Raw genomic sequence first — 23,881 nt, forward strand, 5'->3', positions numbered from 1 at the left:
AGAAATCTTCCCTCATTAAACAGTGGTTTTCAGGGTTGATTTTGATCTAAATCAGTGGTTATTTTGATAGGTACAAACTAACAACACTCATTATGCCTATTATTACTATCAGTGAGCATTTAGAACATTATCAAACACTCAAAAGTCAATTTGTATCTCCACATACGAACATGGAAGTGATGATGGAAGTTCGCTTGCATAAAAAGATTATAAATACGGGCTTGGTTCAAAATATTCAGAAGAAACCTGTAATTGCTTTTTACACAACTCCGGAGCGCACCGAAATCCCTAAAAAAGAATGGACACAGCAAATGAAAAAAACTGCTGTTGAATATGCTAAAGAGTATCCGGTTATAGATGCAGGAAAAACGTATTCGACATTCGGAAAAGTTATTTTTTCTACTACTATTATTGGAATAATTGGTGCTTTTGCATTAGTTTTTTACTTATTTGTTTTTAGTAATCCACAAGTAAAAATGAATATAGAAGAGTTTGTTTCTTTACCTAGTCAAGGGGATAAATTTTATGGATTTATTAATCAATCATTGGACGAAAAGAAAAAACCTTTTTTAGCTCATGGATGGATTAAAGTAATAGCTGTTAATCCAGTAGATAGTACGTGTACTTATGTAACTAGTACAGGAATAGGGGAACTTACCTTTGATACTTTAGAGTCAGACCATAGTAGTTTTGCTAATAAGGAAATACAAGGAAAATTCAAAGCTGATAAAAAAGCTCAGAAGATAACGCTTATTTCCTCAGACAAGCGTTGGAGATTCGAATCGCAAGTAATAAGTAATAAAACCAAGAATTATAAAATCACAGCAGAATAGTTTGATTATGGAATTATTACAAAATACGCCCTTAAGTCGTGTTAACCCACCAAAGAATGATACCTTTTTACAGGCGTATCAAAACTTAGAACAGAACGCCAAAGTTGGATTGTCCATCTTAGGCACAGCGACGTTATTTTTTATGTTGGTAGTAGGGATGGGGCTTTTTGATATTTTTGGTAATCTATCTAACGGTAATGATATGCCATTAAGTACCTTGGTAGAACCTCAATTTCTTGCAATAATTGTTGGAGTAATTATCTCTTTATTTTTTATAATTTCATTTCTTAATAAGCAACGAAAACTAGCAATAAAAGAACAGCAAACCTATTATAAGCTGGGAAATGTAATTTCATTGAATCTAGATCAAAAGAAAGCAATCAGGCTCAATTTAGTGCAAATGTTTTATGGAGGTGCTTGGTCAGAAACTTTAGAAGTTTTTCCGTGTAATATTCGTTTAGGAGAACAGAAGTTTAAATCGCAAAGGTTTGATATAAAGCAAGATGTGTTGTATCAGCAATACCTTAATGAAGATTGGGGAGTACTTAATAAAGAACAATACCATGAGATGATAGCTCGCTTATTTGATGGGATGCATTCTAAATGGTTTGCACAGGATATCTCATCAGATGCAGCAAGTGATATGATTAATCAAATCTCTGGACTTACCAAAGTAGATCCTATGTATATAGAAAAATGTGGTGTAGTAATTAATAATAAGCCTAAGAAGTTGATTTGGGGATTTGATTTGTTTAGAGTTATACCAATGAGTCGATGGGCATTTATGGCTGGTTATATCTCAGAAAGCGAAGCTTGGAATAATATACTAAAAGCCTCGGAACTAATTTATTATCTGTTTGACAGTCATGAGGATTATTACGATAATTATCGGGTAGGACATGCTTTTTGGAGTAATAATTTTGAAGCCTGCACGGATCGATTACAGAAATGGACCTATTTTAAAGAAAAATGTGATTGGCCTGCAAATAATTTAGCGTGGACACAACCAGAATCTGTAACGCTACCAGAAAATATGAAGACCAATTTCGAAACACATCTTTCGGAGATAAACAACCAACAGAAAACCACTATCGGGTTTCGGAAAGTAGAAAAAGGGTAAGACTTTGAGAGCTTCAATTTTCTGGATGATTATTGATAGTAAGTAAGATTTTGAGTCTTTATATTTTGTCATAACAATTTGCTAGATCCCAAAAAGAAGCAATAAAATGTATGAATTTCAAATCATAAAACAACCATGTCAGATACAAAGAAGAAAGCATATCAGATCTTAGTGATTATTACGTGCCTTGTTGTGTTATTTGTTAGTTTCATTTTTTTGAAATCTAGATATGATACTAATAAAGTAGCTACAATTATTAAGTTCAAGGCTAAAAAGGATGTGATTCAGGATTTAGACTATCAATATGCAAAACTAAAATATGCAGCAAGAAGTTGGAGTACCTTATATGCTAAAATAACAGCAATACATAATAGAGATACGATAGTCTATCAAAACTATACAGTGGCTGACCTATCAAAGAAGCATCATAATATCATTAGTTTTTGGGATGAATATGAAGATGATGTGTACATAAAACATTATGCTACTAATACCGAATACATTTCTAACATATATCCGGTTAGTGATACCTTAAAACAATTATTTACTACGTACCACCTTCACGAAAAAATATCTCGATATCAGGAATCTTTGAATATGGCATATAGTGGTATCATAAATAATATGAAGCCTACGGATAGTATATCTAGATACTTATCTCATAAAAATCCACAATATTCTACATATTTCTATTATTTAGATAAAATAGATCAAGCGTACTACGAATTGTTATTCGAGCAATATCCAAATTCATTACATTATCTAATAGAAGACAACAACGAATTAGAAAGAGAAGCCGTAAGCAGATTGATATATCGCCAAACGCAGGAGCTAAGTAATTCTTGGTTAAATCATAATAAGACCGTAACAGAAGCGGTTAGTAATCATATCAAAACGCATCTTAATATTTCAAACGATACGGTTAGTATTTATAAAATAAAGAAAAACGATCAAAAATTATTACTGATGGTAAAGACATCACTAGTTTCTCAAAAGGATTCTGAAGCTTCAAAAAAAGCATATCTCAATGCGTTAACGCGAGCTGCAGAGGGTATAAAAGATGAATTTGTAAAAGACATTTATGTCTATGTAGAAGTAATAGATCCAGAAACTTTTTTTACAGATATTTGGATAAAAACACCCAAACAAATAGATCTAGCTGTGGATTACCCTACGGTATTACCAAGTATACTTTCAGGTTTTTATAATGTAGATGCGTATAAATATTATATTAAAGGATCTTTTTCTGTATTAGAAGCTTGGTATCCTAAATTAGATAAATCTAAATCTTCATTATAGTTTCGTACTCTAGCTATTCTCGAATCCTTAACTATTTTCGAACCCTGAGGCTCTCGAAGGGTGATTCTAGTTGAACCGGGCTTCGAGAGCCTCAGCCCTCGGGAAACGATATTTTTGAACATTATGTATTACCGAACCCTGAGCGGAGTCGAAGGGTGAAATCATAGGGTAACAATTGCTTTAATGCCGACACATAGTAATATGAATACTTTACTATCATAAAGGATGACAGGATATATGTACATATTAGCATGTAGTGACGGCAGTTACTATACAGGAAGCACAAAAGATTTAGATAGAAGATTGCAGCAACACCAAAATGGTGAAGGAGCTAATCATACAAAAAAACGATTACCTGTTAGGTTATTATACTACGAACAATATGATAGGATCGATACGGCATTCTATCGAGAGAAACAAGTACAAGGATGGAGCAGAGCGAAAAAGGAAGCATTAATGAATGGAGATTTGGATACGTTGCCAGGATTGTCCATTGCCTATCGTGATATTAGGTGACTGAGGCTCTCGAAGTCACCGGATTTCGGCTACGCTCAATCCTCGGATGTTCGAACCCTGAGGCTCTCGAAGGGTGATTCTAGTTGAACCGGACTTCGAGAGCCTCAGCCCTCGGATTCCGGACCCTGAGTGAAGCCGAAGGGTTAGTACAACACCCCCAATAGTTGGACGCAACTATTGGGGGTATTTTTTGTCTTTTTGTTTGTTGTAAAATATTATTGATTCACATAATTACCAAATGGGATACCGATACTAAATCCTAGTGCGTGCGTACTTTTACCGCTTAAGGTTTTTTCGTGTATTTCTCTCCATTGTAATTCTACACTAATAGCAGAATCATCGTTTTTACCTTTTAGGTAAAATGGAATTCCTATTTTCCAAGTTGATGCTTCATATTCTCCAAATGAATAATCAAAAGAAGCACTTAACCCAACAGGGAAATCACGATAAAAGTAAACAAAATCACCTTTAAGATTATGGGTAATGAAAGAATCAAATTCACCAATATATTTGTTTTGGGTGCTTAATTCTACTGGTGTTGTAGGAGTATTGTTAGGTAAAGAGGTAAATGTTATTTCTTTAAGAATATTTGCTGCTATAGAGTTATTCATAAAACCATTATAAGAACCTGTAAACTGCATCGTTCCTATTCGCATTGATTTACGATAATAACTGAATGAACCTTCTAGTGATAAGGGATAAAAGCTTTTAGTTTCAGAACTAGGAGACGATTCTTCTTTAAAGACCTCATATTCCGTGGTACTTATTGGCATATAAATTCTTGCTGACCACCATGTTTTTCTTAAAGCTTTGATATATTTTCCTTTAGTGATAGTTTCAGCTTCTTCAATTAATGTTTCATTATAAGTGTTTTTTACAGCAGCAGTATAAGCATTATTATATTCATCCTCTGTATTGATAGTAGGATCAAGTGATTTTTTCTTTTCAATAGTTAAATCTGTTTCTTTCTGGGATTCTTTATATTTATCATATTTATATGATAATGCCTGATCAAGCAAGTACTCGTCTCTAAACTTTTTTATTTTTGCTTTGTCCGTATACCCAATGTTTCCGTGAAAAAGTTGAGTGAATTTCACAAAAACACCAATGTCATTTTGTATTTCACTATCTACAGAGAGACTAGAGAAATTGTCTTCTATGTCTGCCTGGATTCCCATACTCCATATATACCTTATATAGTCAGTTCCACTAGTTGTTTTGTTATTAGGATTAATAGAATATCCCAACGTTAGTCTATTGTTTTCTTCTTCTAAGGTAGCAAACGCTGCTCGTGTAGATAAATCAGAAGCTTCCGTTAATAGTTTGTTGATTTCTCTATTAAAAATAATGTTTAATGCCTTATAATGTATGAATTTCTCTTCATTATATGATTTGTCTTGATATAATTGTTTTACATCCGTTTTAAATTTCTCTTCTTCATCCTTATCAGATAATTGAGCATGAAGGTTAGCAATTGTTAAAAATAAAAAAGAAAAGAAAGTAATTGTTCGGCCCATTTTATAAAGTTTTTAGTTCACTCAAAAATAAAGGAAATGCTATATATTAAATATACCCAATTGCGGGTATATTTAATATATAGTTTAATTTACTATTAGAATATATCATAATATACCTCTTGATTTAAATTTTATAACCTATAATGATTTAGATTGATATTCTGATATTAGCATTTTTGAATTAGATATTACCAAAAAATCAGAAACAAAACATTGTTTGATTAGGCATATTTTGTATTAAAATTTTAACACTTGTTTAATCTCCTTATTATAAATAGTATCTTTGTTAGGTAACAAGATGATCTATAATAACTTCTTGCCCCAAAAAAGCGAATAAGATGAAACCTATATTGTCCTTTTATGTACTGCTGTTATGCTCTATGGTAACTACTGCACAGGAAATCAAAGCATTGATTCCTTCTGTAGAACTTTTAGAATTTAGTAAGGAAGGTGAGCAGGAGTTTAATAGAAATTGGAAAGCTTGCGAAGTTATCTGGGAAAAGATGCAAAATGGGGTTGAGTATAAAGATCTTACAAAACAGGAACAACAAGATTTAGAGAAGGTAAGTGAGGTGCATAGCGATTATTGGCAAGTAGGTACTGATGGATGTAGTTGGTATTGTGGTGCTAGTATTGCTAAGGTTTCTGCTTCTTCTTATTTAAAGACACAAGGGAAAACATCATATGTTCCTGAAAATTCTCATGATTTTGATTATAAAAATGCCTGGGTAGAGGGAGTTGAAGGATATGGAGTTGGCGAGTTTTTGGAATTTAGTTTTCCTCAGGAAAATCCTAGGATTACTAAAATTAGTATAGTAAACGGGTATGTAAAAAGCGAAAAAGCTTGGAAAGCAAATAGTAGAGTTAAAAAACTAAAAATGTATATAGATGATAAACCGTATGCTATTTTAGACTTAAAAGATCAAAGAGCAACTAATCATTTTACGGTTGATCCAATTGGTAACGATGATCGCGATAATTATGATGAACTTTCCAAGTTACCGGATTGGACTATCAAATTTGAAATTCTAGAAGTATATCCAGGAGAAAAATATGATGATACCGTGATTTCAGAAATCTATTTTGATGGGATTGATGTGCATTGTTTTGCTGCTGGGACTATGATCACCATGGCTAATGCTACGCAAAAACCAATTGAGTTGGTAAAAGTAGGTGATCAGGTAGTATCTTATCATAAACAAACAAAAACCTATATCACTACTATTGTAGAAGAAGTAGCTAGCCCAATACACAACAACCTAGTTACCATTACTTTTGATGATCAATCAACGATAACATGTACCAATGACCATCCTCTATTACGAGCCAATGGAGATTGGGTTTCTTATAATCCTTCGAAAACAATAAAAGACTATGATTATGACTGGGTTTATCAACTAAAAGTAGGAGATGTTCTACAAGGAAATGATATGCAACGAACCGTTACATCTATTAAAGCAATTGAAGCAGCGCAGCCTACATATACCATAGTACGCTTAGATACAGGAACTACTTTTATTGCTAATAATATTGTGGTAGGAACGGAACCATTAAGGAAGATAAAAAAATGTGATGTTCATAAATCAAATTGTAAAGTAGTAAAGTAAATAGAGATGATCATATACCTTAGCATCATAGAAATAGTATTAGTTGCGTATACTTTGTACGAAGGATATCGATATTTCAGTTTTAAATATTTATCACTTACTATTGATGCTACTGTAATTTTATGTCAGGCCGATAAAGCTTTTCAAACAGTTACTTCAAGATTGTTAAAAGGAACAAGACAGGTAATGAAAGTAGGGCTTTCCTATAAAATAGATGAAAAAAGTTATTCTGAGATTCAAAAAATTCCATATAATCCTGAGATAAACCTTGGCAGTACTATACCACTAAAAGTTCTAAAGAATAATCCTAATGTTTGCAGCTTACATAAGGATATTGTTCGTTTAAGAAGGTTAATGTTAGCATTGATATTCTTGATATTTTGGTCCGTATTGTCCTATGTTGTCCTGAAAACTTCTTAAGCATCTTATATTTTATGTGCCTAAAACTATGGTAATCTTTATTACAGTATGGGCGTTCATAAATTAACTTCTCATTAACAAAAATTGTCTAAGAATACTCAAAACCTACTGCCATTACCAGGGAGTGGGTACCTATATAATTAGGCATATCGAGATGAGTATTTCGCTTAGGGGACTTATCATAGTAGGTGCTGTAAGCCAAAGCTTTGCATGGGTTAGTTCTAGTAAAAGGTAAGGGTACTTCTAATAAGAAGCATGGCTAGGTGTAAAGAGAAGTAACTCTTGTGTCAGAAGGAAGTGTCACTTCTGTTTAACACAGGAACTTCCTATATCGGAACTAGAAGGAGAGTAGTACATAAATAGGAGTGAGGTACCTCTGAAGTACCCCTAAAACAACAAAAAATGTTAAATTTTTATTATAGTATTAGGTGACTGAGGCTCTCGAAGTCACCGGACTTTGACTCTGCGGTTGCTGAGCCTGCCGGACTTCGAGAGCTTCAACCCTGGGATGTTCGAACCCTGAGGCTCTGGAAGGGTGATTTGCTGAGCCTGCCGGGCTTCGAGAGCCTCAGCCCTCGGATACTGATATTCTCGAACCCTGATTACTGCGGGTTTCGATTATTCCAGAATCAGTATTAAATTTTACTTACTGTTATTAAGAACTCTTTATAACTATCCGTTAAACCCTAGTTAAACGAGCCTTTTTACTTGTTTTTGGCGTTCTTGAATGTTATATTAAAGTATGGAAAAAATACTAGTAGTAGGTGCCACAGGTACCACAGGAAATAAAGTCATTAATGAATTAAATAATCAAGATAATTTTGAACCGGTTGCAATGGTGCGAAAAGAAGAGCAGCAGCTAAAGTTTCAAAAACAAGGCATACAAACCGTATTAGCCGACTTATCCGAAGATGTTACTCACGTAACTAAAGGTATAGATAAAGTAATTTTTGCAGCAGGATCAAAAGGAAAAGCATTAGAAACTGTAGATCGTAAAGGAGCGATGAAAATTGTTGACGCCTCTAAAAAACATAAAGTTCATAAACTCGTTATGTTAAGTTCTATAGGAGCAGACGCTCCACAGCAGTCTGATAAATTACAAGATTATCTACAGGCTAAAAATGATGCTGATGAATATCTGGCCAATAGTGGTTTAGATTTTACGATTGTTAGACCTGGTACACTGAATGATGAAGTACCAACGGGAAAAATACGATTAGCAACAAGTTTAGATAATAAAAAAGGTTCTATTCCAAGAGGAGATGTTGCCAAGGTGTTAGTCCAGAGCTTGAAGGACACTATCGCTAGAAGAGAAGTCTTTGAAATTCTTAATGGAGAACAACAGATTGACAAAGCATTAGATACAGTAGCTAGTATTCGATAATTGAATATTAACTATTTGTTGGTAAGCATCCCATTAAACGATTATATGTTTAATGGGATGTTTTTTATTTTCGAACCCTGAGATGTCACACCGCGCCTGTCGGGCTTCGGCTCCGCTCAGCCCTCGGCTGGTTACATTCTCGAACCCTGAGCGTAGTCGAAGGGTGATTACTAAGGACTTCTGCTCCGCGGCTGCTGAGTTTACCGAAGTACAGCCCTCGGATGTTCGAACCCTGAGCTGTTACACTGAGCTTGTCGAAGTGTTGTCGAAAGGTGGTCCAATAAAAAACAAAAAAAGCCGAAGCTTACAACACACAGTAAGCTTCGACTTGCTCGGACTTTCCCCAAAACCCTCGCTATTTATACCCTCGCTATGGTATGAATGTTTACTTCTTCTTGCTTGCCTTTTAATAATACACTTCCTAAAAATTGACACGTTAAATTGGCATTAATCTTCAGATCTTGGATCAGTTTATCAGATATTAATAAAGGTACTTTATAAGCATTACATTGCCCTTGTATCCGTGCAGATGTATTGATAACATCTCCGTGATATGCTATTTCTTTTTTTACAATTCCTACTTCGGTTACCATTAGTTTACCACCGTGTAATCCTGCTTTAAATTCTGGAACAACACCATATTTTTGGAGATAATACTCTGATTTCGCCTGTTTTCTTTGTTGGAAAGCAAAGAAAAGATTTACACAATTGTTATCTGCTAACCCTCTTTTATAAGGCCAGCTTAGGACTACTTCATCACCTACATATTGATAGATTTCAGCATTGTGTTTAGGAACTACTTTATTAAGATCATAAAAACAATCTTGTATCAATTGGCTGTATTTAAAGTGTCCTAACTTTTCTGCTATGGTTGTAGAGTCTTTAAGGTCTAAGAACATAAAGATACGTTTCTCTTCTTGTGGGTTTTTATATTTACCTAAAAGCATTTTTATAAAAACTCCTTTTCCGAATTTTTCATTTGCAATTTTGATAAATGAAAAAACAAATGAAGCTAAAATGATATACAAAATTGCAGCCCAAAATGATTTATTAAAGCAATATAAACCGGTGTGTGTATGAGAAGTAGTGTATGTAAGGGTGACAAATAAATCTGTAATCATCATAAATACCGTAAATGTTACGATAAAGTGAAAAAGAGTTCTTAAAATAATATCATTGGTAAGTGAAATCTTATTACTAGTTAATGCATTAAAAATAAAATCTACACTAGCATATAAGACACCTATTAAAACACCAATGTGAATGAATTTTATAAAATAATAAAATGCTCCGAGTGTTCCGTTATATTTTTTTATTATAGCTAGTCCTTCTTCTGAGTCGATACCATAATATCTAAATATTGAATATAATACCATAGCAATTGTCCAAAAAAGTACAGACTGCTTAAGAAGCTGCAAGTATTGTTTTAATGTATAATTCATAACTGGTATAGTTTACGTGATTTCTGTTTTCTATACCTAAAACACATACGTACGAATTCACCCTACTTTTTTCTTTGATTATATAAAAAAGAATATGTTTTTAGCCCTTTTAGATGGCTACAAGGCTTTCTTTATAGTGTGAATATTTACCTCTTTTTGTTTCCCTTTTAGTAAGACACTACCTAGGAACGTTGCGGACAAATTGCTACTTATACTAAGATCGTGTAATAATTCTTCAGAAATAAGAAGTTTCACTTTATGATTATTACATTCTGCCTGTATTCGGGCTGATGTATTAATCACATCTCCGTGATATGCTATTTCTTTTTTAATGACACCTACTTCGGTAACCATCAACTTACCACCGTGTAACCCTGCTTTAAACTCAGGAATCATACCATATTTTTCTTGATAATAGTTAGCTTTACTTTGTTTTTTTTGTTGAAATGCAAAAAAGAGAGACACACAATTATTATTAGCTAATCCTTTTTTATAGGGCCAGCTCAATACTGCTTCATCTCCTACATATTGGTATATTTCTGCTTCATGTTTTGGGACAACAGTATTAAGATCATAAAAACAATCTTGTATAAACTGACTGTATTTAAAATGGCCTAATTTCTCTGCTATGGTTGTAGAATCCTTAAGGTCCAAAAACATAAAGATACGTTTCTCTTCTTGTGGACTCTTGTATTTGCCGAGAAGCATTTTAATAAAAACACCTCTTCCAAATTTTTCTGTAGCTATTTTTATAAATGAAAACACAAAAGAAACCATCACTATATACAGAATAGTAGCCCAAAATGATTTGTTTTCTTTCCACCACCCTCTATTAGTATCTAAGTTAAGATTATAGATATCCGAAAAAATATCCATAATAATCGTAAAGATGATCACAGTAGTAATGAAATAAAATATAGTTCTAATAATCAGATTATAAACTAGCGATATTTTATTAGAGGCATACTTGTCAAAAAGTAAATCAATTGTAGCATAAACGAATCCAATTAATATTCCAATACTAGAAAAACCCATTAGTGCACGTATGGTACCTGTATATCCTCGATATTCCTGAATCATATAGATACCCTCTTCCTCATCAATACCATAATATCTAAATATAGAAAAGAACCCCATAGCTAAGGACCAAAAGAGTACGGACTGCCATAATAAACGGAGGTAGTTTTTGATACTTCTTTTCATCTATTAGAATAATATTTTTTTGCTAGTATACTAACAAAAATAACTAAATCCTTTAAGGTGTCCTAAACGAATGTAGGGATTGAGAATCCGAATCAGAAATTGTGGAAAATAACGTGGTGAAAATACACAGTTGTGTAATATATACACACTTTTGTTTTTTGGCATTTTATCTAATATGCTGTTATTCAGTAGTGTTTGTGAATGGTATCAATTTTGGTTTTCCTGAGTGGTAATAAAAAAACATTATGGAGATATCAAGAACAATTGAAATGGCAGAAACACCGATAGCAGGAAACTCAATCGGTAATCGAATGAAGAATATGATTTTAAATGGATCTTCTTCGTTTGTGCTGCTAATAACTTTTTTATTATTATTTGGAGCTGCATCATTATTCTATTTTTTACAACCATATTTTGAACAAATTCGTTTAGAGAGAATGAATACTGTTTGGGGAATTAGTTTAATGATTGCGGGTATTTCATTGCTTTTGATTAAAGTAAGCTTTCTAGTTTATATATTATATTTATATCTACGTTATCAAACGACCGATACTGTATCTGATAAAGAATTACCATTATGTACTGTAATTGTTCCTGCGTATAATGAAGGAGAATTGGTATATAAAACACTTCATAGTTTAGCTAAAAGTGATTATCCAATCGAGAAATTACAGATTATTTCTATTGATGATGGGAGCCAGGATGACACGTGGGATTGGATGAAAAAAGCCAAAAATGAATTAGGAAATCGTGTTTCTATCTATCAACAACCGGAGAATAGAGGAAAAAGACATGCACTGTACAGAGGATTTAATCTTGGAATGGGAGATGTTTTTATTACCGTAGATAGTGATTCTATTGTAAAAGAGGATACGCTTCGTGTGATGGCTTCACCATTTGTTACTAATGAATCCTGTGGTGCAGTTGCCGGTAATGTAAAAGTATTAAATAGAGACAAAGCGTTAATCCCAAGAATGCTAAATGTAAGTTTTGCTTTTAGTTTTGAGTTTATACGTTCTGCACAGAGTACTTTAGGTTCTGTATTATGCACTCCTGGAGCTTTATCTGCTTATCGCAGAGAAGCCGTTATGAATTGTAGGGCAGAATGGATTACTCAGACTTTTATGGGACAAGTCTCTAAAATAGGAGAAGATAGAGCAATGACTAATATGATTCTTAAACAAGGGTATAATGTGTTGTTTCAGAGAAAAGCATATGTGTATACAAATACTCCAGAACGTTATAAGAATTTATACAAAATGTTTATCCGATGGGAGCGTAGTAATATTAGAGAAAATATTGCTATGAGTAAGTTTGCCTTTACTAATTTTAGAGAAGGATCAAAAGTGGGAACTAGAATTTTATTATTAAACCAATGGTTAAAAATGGTAATGGCGTATCCTGCTACTTTATTAATGGTGTTTTTTATAGCTACATATCCAATATTATTTTTCAGTTCTACACTAGTGAGCATTCTTATATTCTCAAGTATTCAGGCATTCTTTTATGCTAAAAAACATAGTTTGTCCGAATCTTTATGGGCATACCCATATAGTTTGTTTTATGCATTTACTTTATTCTGGATTACACCATATGCAATAGCGACTGCTGGAAGAGGTGGTTGGCTTACCCGCGACCTATCTAAAAAAGAACTAGACAAACAACAGCAACAACAACAAGTTGTTCCTGTATCCTAACAATATTAATTACCCTTTTTTATTTCAATTAACCAACCAATTTATTTCCGTCCAAGGTTCTGAAAGTTTTAGCCCCAATAAATTTACAGGCCTTGGGGAGATATATTTATAACACAAATGAATAAACTATTATAAAAGTAACTACACAAACTCAACTACACTTTTTTTGCTTATCAATTTAAACTATGATAATCAACCTACCAAAAAGCTCCTCTTCCCCCAATTAGAGGAGCTTTTGCTATCTAATAGTTTAGGTTATTCTTTTTTCAGGGTTTAAAAAATCCTTGTTTTCAGGGGTATTTATTATTGGTACGATAGTTATTTTTACATAAATAAATTGATATAAAATAGCATATTATAGGATGAGTATTATTAAAGGGAACACTGTTTTTATTGTAATAGTATATATAGTTATTAGTAATTTGAATTTTAAGGCTTTTGGGCAAAATGATACGATTTGGTATGATAAAACTTGGAAAACATCAATCAAAGATGATGCAGCTTTTTATCGTCCTCCGGTATCTAAAAAAGGAGAGTTATACCTGATAAGAGATTATTATATAGATGGTTCCTTACAAATGGAAGGTACCTCTTCAAACCCGACCAATGATTTTTGGGAAGGTGTCGTTACTTGGTATGATACTAATGGGAAAGTAATACAATCTTTTACTTATGAGAATAATCGTTTAGAAGGTGATTTTATTACTTATTATAAAGATAAAAAACTTACTGCTCAATATAAAGATGGTCGTTTTGTGTCAGGAGAAGCTAATTTTAATAATGGAACTTCGCAGACCTATTTAGTACAACGTGATAGTATCTTGAAAGAAGTTGTTTATGATAAAGATCTAAATGGTGCTAGGTATGAATATTTCAAAAAAAATACAGGAACTTATTTAGAAATTCATGAAACCAAGTTTTATGATAATGATGGTAAGTACATTGGAACTTCTACACGAGAAAAGGAAACTGGAATATATAAGGGAGTGTATGTTACCTATTATAGAAGTCCATTAAGAGTAAAACAAGTTAGAGACTATAAGTATAAGAACGGTAGAGTGGTGGCAACTTATTATCAGAATGGTGTACTAAGAAATCGATTTGTAGAATTGCCTAAACAGAAAATAGAATATTTTGATCTAGAGGGGAATTTATTACATAGTGTGGCTCTGGAAGATCCTAATAAGAGTTGGAGTTTTATAAATGGAACACATGTTCAGTTTTATTCCAATACAATCCCAGAAGAAATGCATCTTATTGAGTATATAGAAGAATTTAATGAGGAAGGAGATGTAGTATATATGGAACGTTTTTATAAAAATAAAAAAACAAAGTCAAAAATTTTATTTGAAAATAAGTACAAAAAAGAGGAGATTAATTACGATAAAGAAGGGAATCAAGCTAGCAAGCTTACCTATAAAGACTATAAACCATATCAAGGAACATTAGTAGAGACTGGTAGAGCGGTTATATATAATCAGGGTACATTAATGAAAGAAACTACTTTCTATCCTGATACCAATATTCCTTTTAGTGTATTTCAGAATAGTAAAGCTACTTTTTATGATCAAAAAGGATTAGAACTTGGTCAAGTAACATCTAACTCAGATGAATACTTAAGTGAAGAGGATGGGACTAGATATAGAATTAATTATAAAGGGAAAATTAACTATATATCAAAATATTCAAAAGGAAATAAAATCTCTGAGAAAACATATCGATATTTTCCAGAAGACACTAATAAAGTTGGTATCGTAGAGCAATTTTATGAAGGTTATAAAACGTTAAAACAAGTAACGTTTTATCACGATACACCAAAAAAACGTTCGGTTCTTTTTTATAAAAAGGGAAGTAAAGCAAAAGAGATCTTTTATGATCGATCAGATAATGAGATAGCTACATATGATCATCAATTAAAGCAAGGAATCTTGTATAAGTATTTTAGTAATACAGATGTGGTAGAGGAATATAAGGAGATGGATAATGGTACATTAGTAAAAAGTAAAAAATATAAGAAACGCTACATGTCTAATACTAGTAAAGAATATGAATATGTATTAATAGAAGATATAGATATAAATACAAAAGCAGTTTTTTATAAAGAAAGTGGAGAAGTGATTGCAGAGCTGTTATTTAAAGATAAAAAACCATACGAAGGAGTTGCCTACAACCATACTAATAATTCTTATTTGACATTTAAAAATGCTAAAAAAAATGGGGTGTATAAACGAATGAATTATTCCAATAAATTAATAGAAGAAGGGTATTATATAAATGATAAAAGAGAAGGAGCTTTTGTTAATTACGATTATAATGGAAATAAACAAACCGTAAAGAATTATACAAATGATATGTTAGAAGGAGAAACTATTTATTATGATACCCAAGGTAACCTAATAAGTAAGTTGATATATAAAAAAGACCTTCCATATCAAGGAAAAGAAGTACATAGAGGTGAAGAGGTGTGGTATGAAAATGGTGCTATTGTTAAAAAAGAAAAAACATCTAAAAATCAAGTAGTTGTTACGGATTATATATCCGAAAATAATCAAGATGTAGTCGTATATAATGCTAATAGAGAAAGTAAAAAATATTCATATTCCTTAAAAGATTATAAATTAGAAGGTAATGTAATTAGGTATGACACTAATGGAAGTATACTTCATACAGCTATTTTTGATAATGGAGTGATGAAATCAGGAGAGATTTTGATTAAGGAAAACTCTTATAATTTACGAGTATATTCAAAAATATTTATTAAACTAAATCAGGATACTTTATCTATAAAATGTTTTGATAAGGAAAGTAATATTATGCTAGAGGTTACCGAGAAAGCTAATGATTATAATGAATTTCCAAATGCTGTTAAATTAGGATTGAATATGAACTACCTGGGACCAACTATTCTTTTTTAGAACAAAAGACAATAAATTTTAGTAAAGTAATTGTAGTATATTACCACGCAATAAAAGCTAAAGAATAGAGATACCAAAGAATGAAAATACAACTACTACTAATTTCCCTAATGATTTCTATAGTTGCATTAGGACAGAAAAAGGAATGCGATCAGTTTAGGGAAGGTTATTTTAAAATTGAAGATTCTATAACTGGAGTTTCTTTACTCCATAGAGTGGGAAATAAACAAAAAGAGTATAATTCGATTTCTAAAATGAAACTCGAACTTTCTTTAGAATGGTCAGAGTGTGGATATAAGTTAATATTAGATAAGGTGGTTGATAATCCTTATGATATAGAAATGGATGCATCATTTACCATAGATGTAGCCATTCTCGAAACTAACGAAAATTCATATGTACAAAAAAGTACATCTCCTTTCTCTGATATGGTTATACAGACAAATGTGCAACGTATTACTGAAAAAGAATATCGTGAAATTTTTGCTCAGCAAAAGAAGATTGATAAAGGACTCAGTATAGATGATCCAGCTTTTAAAAAAGAAGTGGCAGATAGTATGTGTAATTGTTTCTCCGAAGTAGATAAAACAAAAATTGATCAAAACTTTTTTGCTAATTGTATTGCTAAGGGTTTGTTGAATCATCAAGAACAATTAATATCCATTGCATTACAAGATACTACAGGCACCGATCCAGAGATATTAGGAAGACGACTTGGAGAGGAACTTGTGCTTACTGTACAAAAAGATTTAATTCATGATTGTGATGATTATTTTTATTTTTTAGATGAAATAAAAAAAGAAGGAGAGAACAAAAGATTTGCTAGAGCCGATCAAAAAATAACCGATTCTTTATCCTTTCTAATAGAAAATAGGCAGGAATTATCATTGTATAGGAGTAGGGCTGAAAATTATCTAGGACTTAAAGATTTTGAAAACGCAGAAAAAGATATAGATATTTGTTTTGTGTTTGATCCTAAAGATGTACAGTCTAAATTGTTATATGCGTTAGTTCTGGAAGGTAAAGAAGAATATACTAAAGCTGCCGATCTGTATATAGAGATTTCTGAAATAACCGGAAATAAGTTTCTGCCTATTATCGCGGAACTGGTTAAAAGAAAAGCAAAAAAATAACATTTCTTAATTAAAACTGATGATTATCTATAGTCTCAAAAAATGATTTTCTATAGGTGTTTCCAATTGGTAATTCTTTACTCAGAATCCAAATAGTATCATTATTTATTTTGTCAATGTGTTTAATAGAAATGATATATGATTTATGTATTTGTATAAAATCAGAAGATGGTAAGGTTTCTTTAAAATGTTTTAAGGTATTGTAGGTAATAATTTGCTGATCCTGTAAATGGATAGCTATGTAGTTTTTTAAACTTTCGATGTATATAATATCTTCTAAGAAAACTTTAGCATACTTGTTTTTTCCATCCGTTTTAAAAAAGAAAAATTCTTCCGCATTTTTTCGATTGATTCCTATTTCGGTATCATTTGTCACTCTTAATTTAGATACTGATTTATAAAAACGCTCAAAATCAACAGGTTTTAGGAGATAATCTAGAGCAGCTACCTCATAACTATCTAAGGCAAATTGAGGATACGCTGTAGTAAAAATTATTTTAGTTTTTTTATTGATAATTTTTGATAGCTGGATTCCAGTAATCTCTGGCATTTGTATATCCAAAAATACAAGATCTACAGGTTCACTTTCTAAATATTTTAACCCTTCTAATGGATTTGTAAAGGTATTTTTCACTTCTAAAAATGAAACCTTGGAACAATACTTCTCCAACAATCTAATCGCTGCTGGTTCATCATCAATAATTATACAAGAAAATAGTTTATTCATTATTCAGGTTATATAGGATTAGAGCGTAAGTTTTAGATATGCTTCAAACAGGTTATCATTTTTCTGATAATCTAAAATAAAGCTATCCTTATATATAAAACCAAGTCTTTGTTCAATATTTTTAGTCCCTATACCAGGCTCTGTATATGTGTCAGAAGTACTGATGTGGTTTTTAGTTCTTAATTCCAGCGTATTATCATTAATTGTCAATGTTATATTAGCTGGGCGATTTTTATCATTTATAATACCATGCTTACATACGTTCTCTACAAAATGTATTAAAATAAGAGAAGGGATTTTTAGATTATGTACAAAACCATCAATATGTAATTGTACGTGAAAATTATCTTCATATCTCCGTTTGAAGAAGTATAAATAATCCTCAATAAAGGTTATTTCTTTATTTACTAGAACTAAATCTTCATTAGTCTCATAGGTAACATATCTTAATAATTTTGATAATTTTAAAATATCACCTGCTGTTTTAGGTTTGTCATCATATAATTCTTCATAAAAATTGTTTAAAGTATTAAACAAAAAATGAGGACTAATCTGTGATTTTAATGCAGAGAGTTTTGCCTTTTCTTGTTCAATCTGTAAATGATAGATCTCTTCTTTGTTCTCATTATACCTAAAAAATAGACACACTACAGCACTGACTAGACAAACTCTTAGGGTATAATAGAAAGAGTCCCAAGCGTAGTTGCTAACGAGTTTTGATAGTGGAACATCAAAAAAGTAATTATGCTTGCCTGTGATATTATATAAGATTACTTCTTCTAAAAAAAATCGTAACCCAGCAAATAATAGAATCATCACTATGAATGCTAGGAAGTATTGTAAATATTTTTTCTTAAATAGGAACTTTGGGACACTGTATATATAATTTATAATATATATGGTTAGTAGTGTTATAGTAAATGTGGTCTTAAATAAGAATAAAGTAAAATTCGAAGAAAAAATATCTTTATTAAATATAATATAATCACCAAGTATATCAAGGAGTATAATTGCCAATATAATTAGTACGTTGTATATAAACTCTTTTTTAGTATTCATTTTCCAAAAATACTTTTAAATACTATTTGTTTTATTCAATTAGTACGAACAATTCTTTTAATAGGATAAACTATGGTTTTTATACAACCAATACCTATGTTTTATAATATGTAATGTTGATGAAATAATAACTGGTGTTCGTGTAAAATATATCGTACCCTTCTTAATAGATCATAAAATTGTATAGAATTTTAAAAACAATATATAATGAAATACAGTCTATTATTACTTGCCAGTATCAGTGTAGGTTTTTTTACAACCAAAATAAACGCTCAAAAAATATCAAAGGAGAATGAAGGAATTCTAAAGCCCTATGCTAGCTACTATCCTAAGCAGAAAACAAAGGTGCTGGTCGTAGGTACTTTTCATTTCAGTTATCCAGGTCTTGATTATACCAAGACCAATGAAGATGATAAGATTGATGTATTAAAAGAACCTAAGAGGTCAGAAGTGGAGGAATTGGTTGCATACATTAAAAGATTTAATCCTACCAAAGTAACTATTGAGGCAAAAGAAGATTGGGGGATGGATAAGAAATTTGAAGAATATAAAAGCGGAAAACATAGAGATGTAAGAAATGAGAGTTATCAGTTGGGGATGCGTATAGCGAATGATCTAAAACTAGATAAGATATATTCGGTAGATGCTACTACCTTTAGCTCAGATTTAGAAAAAAAGTACCCAAAAATGATGAAAGAGCTAACAGAAGGGTATGATTTTCAATCAGATGATCCATTTGCACAAATGACGCAGAAATCCTTCGATGAGTCTACTAAATTTCCTTCTAAAGTGAAGATATTGGATTATATCAAATATATGAATACGGAAGAAGGACATAGACATAATTATGGTTCTTATCTTGTTGGTGATTTTAAGTTGGAAGATAATCGAGGAGCAGATTTTCTATCTATATGGTGGTATAATAGAAACCTGAGAATGTTTAGAAAGATTCAGCAAATTGATCATACGAAAGAAGATAGAATACTTGTAATCGTAGGAAATGGTCATGCATCTGTATTAAGACATTTATTTGAGTATTCCCCTGAATATGATTTTATAGAATTTAGTAGTTTGTAATATGATGTAAAAAAGTTATATAGTCATAAACAAAAATATCGAGCATAGTATGCTCGATATTTTTGTTTTATTGATTTAATTTTTAAGAAACTAGTAAACTTAAATCAATTATTATTTTACTGTAACCGCGCTCTTTTTTAATTTAATGATACGCAACTTATCCAACAATAACATGATATAATAAGTAGGATCTATTTCATGCCATCGTACTCCACCAAAATTAGCTCTACCACTATGTTTATGGTGATTGTTGTGATAACCTTCTCCCATCATTAAAAAATCAATTGGCAACAAGTTTTTAGAAGTATTATCAACTTTAAAATTAGTATACCCAACAATATGGCCAAACCAATTAATTATAACACCGTGTATAGGTGCCATAAAGAAAGCTACTGGAAGAAATAACCAGTGCCACCAAACTGATGCAAAAAAATAAAAGAATACTGTATAACCTAGTCCCCAAGCAATTCTAGAAAAATTAGAACTAGCAAAAGCATCAAATGATTTCCATTGAGGAGTATTTTTGGTGAATTTTGCATCAAGAGAAATCCGTTCATTATTAATATCTTGATATATATTTTTAGTACGCCACATCATACTAAACATATTATTATCGTACTTAGGAGAATGTGGATCTTTTTCGGTATCTACAAATGCGTGATGCATACGATGCATTACACCATAACCATACGCACTTAAATAATTAGATCCCTGGCATACCCAAGTAAGAAAAAAACATGCTTTTTCTGTAAAATTAGACATAGTAAATGTTTGATGCGCAGCATATCTATGTAAAAAGAAACTTTGAAAAAATAAGCCTGTATACCATAGTACAAGCATGAAAATAAGAATAGCCATTTTTAATATAGAGTTGAGTTTGTAATCATTTCATATAAACCATTAAAATGGTTTAATTACACGCATGCAAAAATACATATACTTATAAGATGTATTTAGTTATATTTTCGTTTATTTTTAGATAAATATAAAAAGCTGTTCTAGATATAGTAACCAAGTATTTTTATAAATTAATTCAAATTAATTACTAAATGATCATAAAAAAACCAGGTCCTTAAGAACCTGGTTTTCCAATATGTTTTAGATAATATCTTATCTATATACAGAATACTGTATTACACAAGAGTTATTCTGTCTGTCATTACACTCCCAGTAGATAATATCAGCATCTACAAAAGCAGCTCCACCAGAACCAACAACTTGTAATACTTGTGCTTGTAAATCATCTTGGTAATTATCTAAGTTAATATCACTATCACCATCTACATAATATACCATACTCCTAAAGTATGTGTTTACTACACCAGAAGGAGGCCAGTTTTTAGTATATGTAGTGCACTCACGTACATATCTTTCAAACTCAGATGAAGCATTGTCAGAACATCCTTCATCACCGCTTAATGTACATCCGGCTTTTTCTATGATAGCAGGTATTTTACTGAGTTCTTCTGCAGTGGCAATACGTTGTTCCTCTGTACCCACAAGATCAAATATAGCAGTTCGATCTGTAGACTCTGTAGACTCATTAAAATCATTGTCATTACTACATGAAACGATAATTAGTGATATAAATAAAGTTCCTAAAAAAGATTTAAAAAGTGATTTCATTGTGTAATATATTTAAGGTTAAAAGTTGAAATAAAAGTAAACAACAGTACCTAAAAAATGAGGGTATTACTTTTTAAGAAATCGTAAATAATACATAATATTTTTAGGGGAATTTTTAACTTTTTTTAATGTTTAGTTAAGGTGTGAATAACATATAGTCTAATAACAGTGAGAAACAGTATTTTTTTAGTTTGCATGTTGATTATTAGTGTATTGTGGTTTTATAAAATAATCATTTTTAAAGTTTATCAAGTATCGTACTAAGATTCTTATTAGATTTGGTATTCAACCAAGATATTAATATATGATTCAATCCTATAAACAACGTCCGAAGTTAGAAGATAAGTATGATGCCATCATTATTGGATCTGGTATGGGAAGTCTAACAGTTGCTGCTATTTTGGCTAAAGAAGGGAAGAAGATTCTTGTATTAGAACGTCATTATACTGCAGGCGGTTTTACTCATATATTTAAACGTAAAGGATATGAATGGGATGTTGGTATACATTATATAGGTGGAGTACAACAGGAGAATAGCCCGATAAGAAAATTGTTTGACTATGTTTCTGATGGTAAATTGACTTGGGCAGATATGGGAGAAGTGTATGATCGTATTATTATAGGGAATAGATCTTATGATTTTGTAAAGGGTGTAGAAAATTTTAGAAATAAGATGGTAAGCTATTTTCCGAATGAAGAAAAAGCAATTGATACTTATATTGATTTAGTTTTTAAAGCAAACAAAGCGATGGGAGCTTTTTATAAAGAAAAAGCATTGCCAAACTTATTACGTTTTTTTATAGGTGGTTTTTTAAAAAGGCCTTATTTGAAATTTGCCGATCAAACTACATATGAAGTACTTAGTAAGCTCACCAAAAATGATGAATTAATTAAAGTATTATCTGCACAGTATGGTGATTATGGATTACCTCCTAAGCAAAGTAGCTTTGCTATGCATGCTTCTGTAGCTAGACATTATTTTGGTGGAGGTAATTTTCCAATTGGTGGATCATCTAAAATCGTTGATACGATAGATCCAGTGATTGAAGCTTCTTTGGGTACTATTCTCACGAACGCTGCTGTAGAAGAAATTATTATTGAGAATGATAGAGCAAAAGGGGTAAAAATGTTTGATGGTAAGGAGTTTTATGCAGATACTATTGTTAGTGGTGCTGGTGTTTTTAATACCTTCGAAAGGCTAATTCCTGACCATATTAGTAAGAAGTATGGATTATTAGATCAATTGAAGAAAGTAACACCATCTGTATCTCATGCTTGTTTGTATATGGGGTTTAAAAGTTCTCCTAAAGCTTTAAAACTCCCAAAAACTAATTTTTGGATATATCCAGAAGATGGTGATCATGATACTTGTGTAGATCGTTACTTAAAAGATGAAACAGCTCCTTTCCCTGTTGTTTATGTCTCATTTCCTTCTGCCAAAGATCCAGATTGGCCTAATAGATATCCTGGTCGAAGTACAATTGATATTATTACACTAGTACCTTATGAAACTGTTTCTCAATGGAAAGATACCCGCTGGATGAAAAGGGGAGAAGACTACGAAGCTTGGAAAGAAAAGATATCTCGACGTTTAATGAGTGAACTTTTTAAACAGCTTCCTCACTTAAAAGAAGAGGTGGATCATTATGAACTTTCTACACCACTCAGTACAGAACATTTTGTGAATTATAAAAAAGGAGAAATTTATGGAATAGATCATACTCCAGATCGTTTTCGTCAGAAGTTCTTGCAACCTAGAACACCAATCAAAGGATTGTACTTAACAGGACAGGATATTGTTACGGCAGGTGTCGGTGGAGCATTATTTGCAGGAGTTGTGACTGCTTCTGCCGCAACCGGTATAAATTTTAAAAATAAGATTTTTGTCTAGTCTATTGTTGTAGGTATCATTTCAATTGATAACACGCTTCGATGTTTACAAAATCAATAAAGATTCTACGTTTAAATATGTTATATATAGTGTAAGGATATGAATCAATTGATCTAAACCAAGAAGAGGGAAAAATATTCGCGGATTTTCTCTATAACGCATGGTAAGTTTACTAGTGAAAAAATCAGTAAAACCATGTAGTAGACTATTTAGTAAGATATAAGTTATAGCGATTTTTATTGGAAATAGAAATATTACGAAAATAGCTAACACTGCTGTATACACTAAAACGTGTATACTTAACCATTTAATCTTTTCGTTTTTTTTCAAAGCCATTTTGGAAGTTTGAAATGCAAAATCCCCTATCCAGTGAGCTATTAAAATAAAGCTAAAGATCATAGCTAAAAGATATTAA

20 protein-coding genes are annotated in these 23,881 nt (G+C 31.6%); 12 read left to right on the forward strand and 8 right to left on the reverse strand.

The window, feature by feature from the left end; all coding sequences use genetic code 11:
* Positions 1-92 precede the first annotated feature (92 nt).
* The 4 genes from BMY33_RS01915 (at position 93) to BMY33_RS01930 (ending at position 3,768) form a co-directional block, all read left to right on the forward strand.
* Complete coding sequence (locus tag BMY33_RS01915; RefSeq protein ID WP_091404776.1) at positions 93-833, forward strand: hypothetical protein; 741 nt, start codon at positions 93-95, stop codon at positions 831-833.
* A gap of 7 nt (positions 834-840) precedes the next feature.
* On the forward strand, positions 841-1,953 hold the full coding sequence (locus BMY33_RS01920; protein WP_091404779.1) for a DUF1266 domain-containing protein: 1,113 nt from the start codon (positions 841-843) through the stop codon (positions 1,951-1,953).
* A 135-nt stretch (positions 1,954-2,088) separates the two neighbouring features.
* Positions 2,089-3,252 carry a hypothetical protein gene (locus tag BMY33_RS01925; RefSeq protein WP_091404782.1) on the forward strand — a complete coding sequence of 388 codons (1,164 nt, stop codon included), beginning with the start codon at positions 2,089-2,091 and terminating at the stop codon, positions 3,250-3,252.
* A 237-nt stretch (positions 3,253-3,489) separates the two neighbouring features.
* Complete coding sequence (locus BMY33_RS01930) at positions 3,490-3,768, forward strand: GIY-YIG nuclease family protein (RefSeq protein ID WP_244542959.1); 279 nt, start codon at positions 3,490-3,492, stop codon at positions 3,766-3,768.
* 215 nt (positions 3,769-3,983) lie between these two features.
* Here the strand turns inward: BMY33_RS01930 and BMY33_RS01935 are convergent, their stop codons facing one another.
* On the reverse strand, positions 3,984-5,285 hold the full coding sequence (locus BMY33_RS01935) for a hypothetical protein (RefSeq protein WP_091404787.1): 1,302 nt from the start codon (positions 5,283-5,285) through the stop codon (positions 3,984-3,986).
* 338 nt (positions 5,286-5,623) lie between these two features.
* Between BMY33_RS01935 and BMY33_RS01940 the strand changes: the two genes are divergently transcribed.
* The 3 genes from BMY33_RS01940 (at position 5,624) to BMY33_RS01950 (ending at position 8,696) form a co-directional block, all read left to right on the forward strand.
* Entirely contained in the window at positions 5,624-6,892 is a 1,269-nt protein-coding gene (locus BMY33_RS01940; RefSeq protein ID WP_091404789.1) for an NADase-type glycan-binding domain-containing protein, read from the forward strand.
* A 6-nt stretch (positions 6,893-6,898) separates the two neighbouring features.
* The gene (locus BMY33_RS01945) at positions 6,899-7,312 is read left to right on the forward strand and encodes a hypothetical protein (protein ID WP_091404790.1); all 414 of its coding nucleotides are present in this window, start codon (positions 6,899-6,901) and stop codon (positions 7,310-7,312) included.
* Between the two features lie 742 nt (positions 7,313-8,054).
* Complete coding sequence (locus tag BMY33_RS01950) at positions 8,055-8,696, forward strand: SDR family oxidoreductase (protein WP_091404793.1); 642 nt, start codon at positions 8,055-8,057, stop codon at positions 8,694-8,696.
* Positions 8,697-9,055: 359 nt separating this feature from the next.
* On the opposite strand, the gene BMY33_RS01955 is transcribed toward BMY33_RS01950, so the two are convergent.
* Both BMY33_RS01955 and BMY33_RS01960 read right to left on the reverse strand, forming a co-directional pair.
* On the reverse strand, positions 9,056-10,138 hold the full coding sequence (locus BMY33_RS01955) for an adenylate/guanylate cyclase domain-containing protein (RefSeq protein ID WP_091404797.1): 1,083 nt from the start codon (positions 10,136-10,138) through the stop codon (positions 9,056-9,058).
* 117 nt (positions 10,139-10,255) lie between these two features.
* Positions 10,256-11,341 carry an adenylate/guanylate cyclase domain-containing protein gene (locus BMY33_RS01960; RefSeq protein WP_091404800.1) on the reverse strand — a complete coding sequence of 362 codons (1,086 nt, stop codon included), beginning with the start codon at positions 11,339-11,341 and terminating at the stop codon, positions 10,256-10,258.
* Positions 11,342-11,652: 311 nt separating this feature from the next.
* Between BMY33_RS01960 and BMY33_RS01965 the strand changes: the two genes are divergently transcribed.
* The 3 genes from BMY33_RS01965 (at position 11,653) to BMY33_RS01975 (ending at position 17,086) form a co-directional block, all read left to right on the forward strand.
* Positions 11,653-13,038 carry a glycosyltransferase family 2 protein gene (locus BMY33_RS01965; protein WP_244542978.1) on the forward strand — a complete coding sequence of 462 codons (1,386 nt, stop codon included), beginning with the start codon at positions 11,653-11,655 and terminating at the stop codon, positions 13,036-13,038.
* A gap of 362 nt (positions 13,039-13,400) precedes the next feature.
* Positions 13,401-15,953, forward strand: a complete 2,553-nt coding sequence (locus tag BMY33_RS01970) for a toxin-antitoxin system YwqK family antitoxin (protein ID WP_091404807.1) — start codon at positions 13,401-13,403, stop codon at positions 15,951-15,953.
* A gap of 110 nt (positions 15,954-16,063) precedes the next feature.
* Positions 16,064-17,086, forward strand: coding sequence for a hypothetical protein (locus tag BMY33_RS01975; protein WP_091404810.1), 1,023 nt, complete (start codon positions 16,064-16,066; stop codon positions 17,084-17,086).
* A gap of 10 nt (positions 17,087-17,096) precedes the next feature.
* Here BMY33_RS01975 and BMY33_RS01980 read toward each other — a convergent pair whose 3' ends face one another.
* Together BMY33_RS01980 and BMY33_RS01985 are read right to left on the reverse strand one after the other, a co-directional pair.
* Positions 17,097-17,813 (reverse strand): LytR/AlgR family response regulator transcription factor, encoded by a 717-nt coding sequence (locus BMY33_RS01980; RefSeq protein ID WP_091404812.1) that lies wholly within the window; start codon positions 17,811-17,813, stop codon positions 17,097-17,099.
* Between the two features lie 18 nt (positions 17,814-17,831).
* Positions 17,832-18,629, reverse strand: coding sequence for a sensor histidine kinase (locus BMY33_RS01985; RefSeq protein ID WP_170836976.1), 798 nt, complete (start codon positions 18,627-18,629; stop codon positions 17,832-17,834).
* Between the two features lie 450 nt (positions 18,630-19,079).
* Between BMY33_RS01985 and BMY33_RS01990 the strand changes: the two genes are divergently transcribed.
* Positions 19,080-19,949, forward strand: a complete 870-nt coding sequence (locus BMY33_RS01990; RefSeq protein ID WP_244542960.1) for a DUF5694 domain-containing protein — start codon at positions 19,080-19,082, stop codon at positions 19,947-19,949.
* Between the two features lie 111 nt (positions 19,950-20,060).
* Here the strand turns inward: BMY33_RS01990 and BMY33_RS01995 are convergent, their stop codons facing one another.
* Both BMY33_RS01995 and BMY33_RS02000 read right to left on the reverse strand, forming a co-directional pair.
* Positions 20,061-20,807, reverse strand: coding sequence for an acyl-CoA desaturase (locus BMY33_RS01995; protein WP_091404816.1), 747 nt, complete (start codon positions 20,805-20,807; stop codon positions 20,061-20,063).
* Between the two features lie 252 nt (positions 20,808-21,059).
* Positions 21,060-21,575 (reverse strand): hypothetical protein, encoded by a 516-nt coding sequence (locus BMY33_RS02000; RefSeq protein WP_091404818.1) that lies wholly within the window; start codon positions 21,573-21,575, stop codon positions 21,060-21,062.
* 304 nt (positions 21,576-21,879) lie between these two features.
* Between BMY33_RS02000 and BMY33_RS02005 the strand changes: the two genes are divergently transcribed.
* Entirely contained in the window at positions 21,880-23,466 is a 1,587-nt protein-coding gene (locus BMY33_RS02005) for a phytoene desaturase family protein (RefSeq protein ID WP_091404821.1), read from the forward strand.
* Between the two features lie 45 nt (positions 23,467-23,511).
* Here BMY33_RS02005 and BMY33_RS23990 read toward each other — a convergent pair whose 3' ends face one another.
* Positions 23,512-23,865 carry a DUF3307 domain-containing protein gene (locus tag BMY33_RS23990; protein WP_091404824.1) on the reverse strand — a complete coding sequence of 118 codons (354 nt, stop codon included), beginning with the start codon at positions 23,863-23,865 and terminating at the stop codon, positions 23,512-23,514.
* Positions 23,866-23,881 lie beyond the last annotated feature (16 nt).

Source organism: Aquimarina amphilecti, from assembly GCF_900109375.1.
Lineage (GTDB): Bacteria > Bacteroidota > Bacteroidia > Flavobacteriales > Flavobacteriaceae > Aquimarina > Aquimarina amphilecti.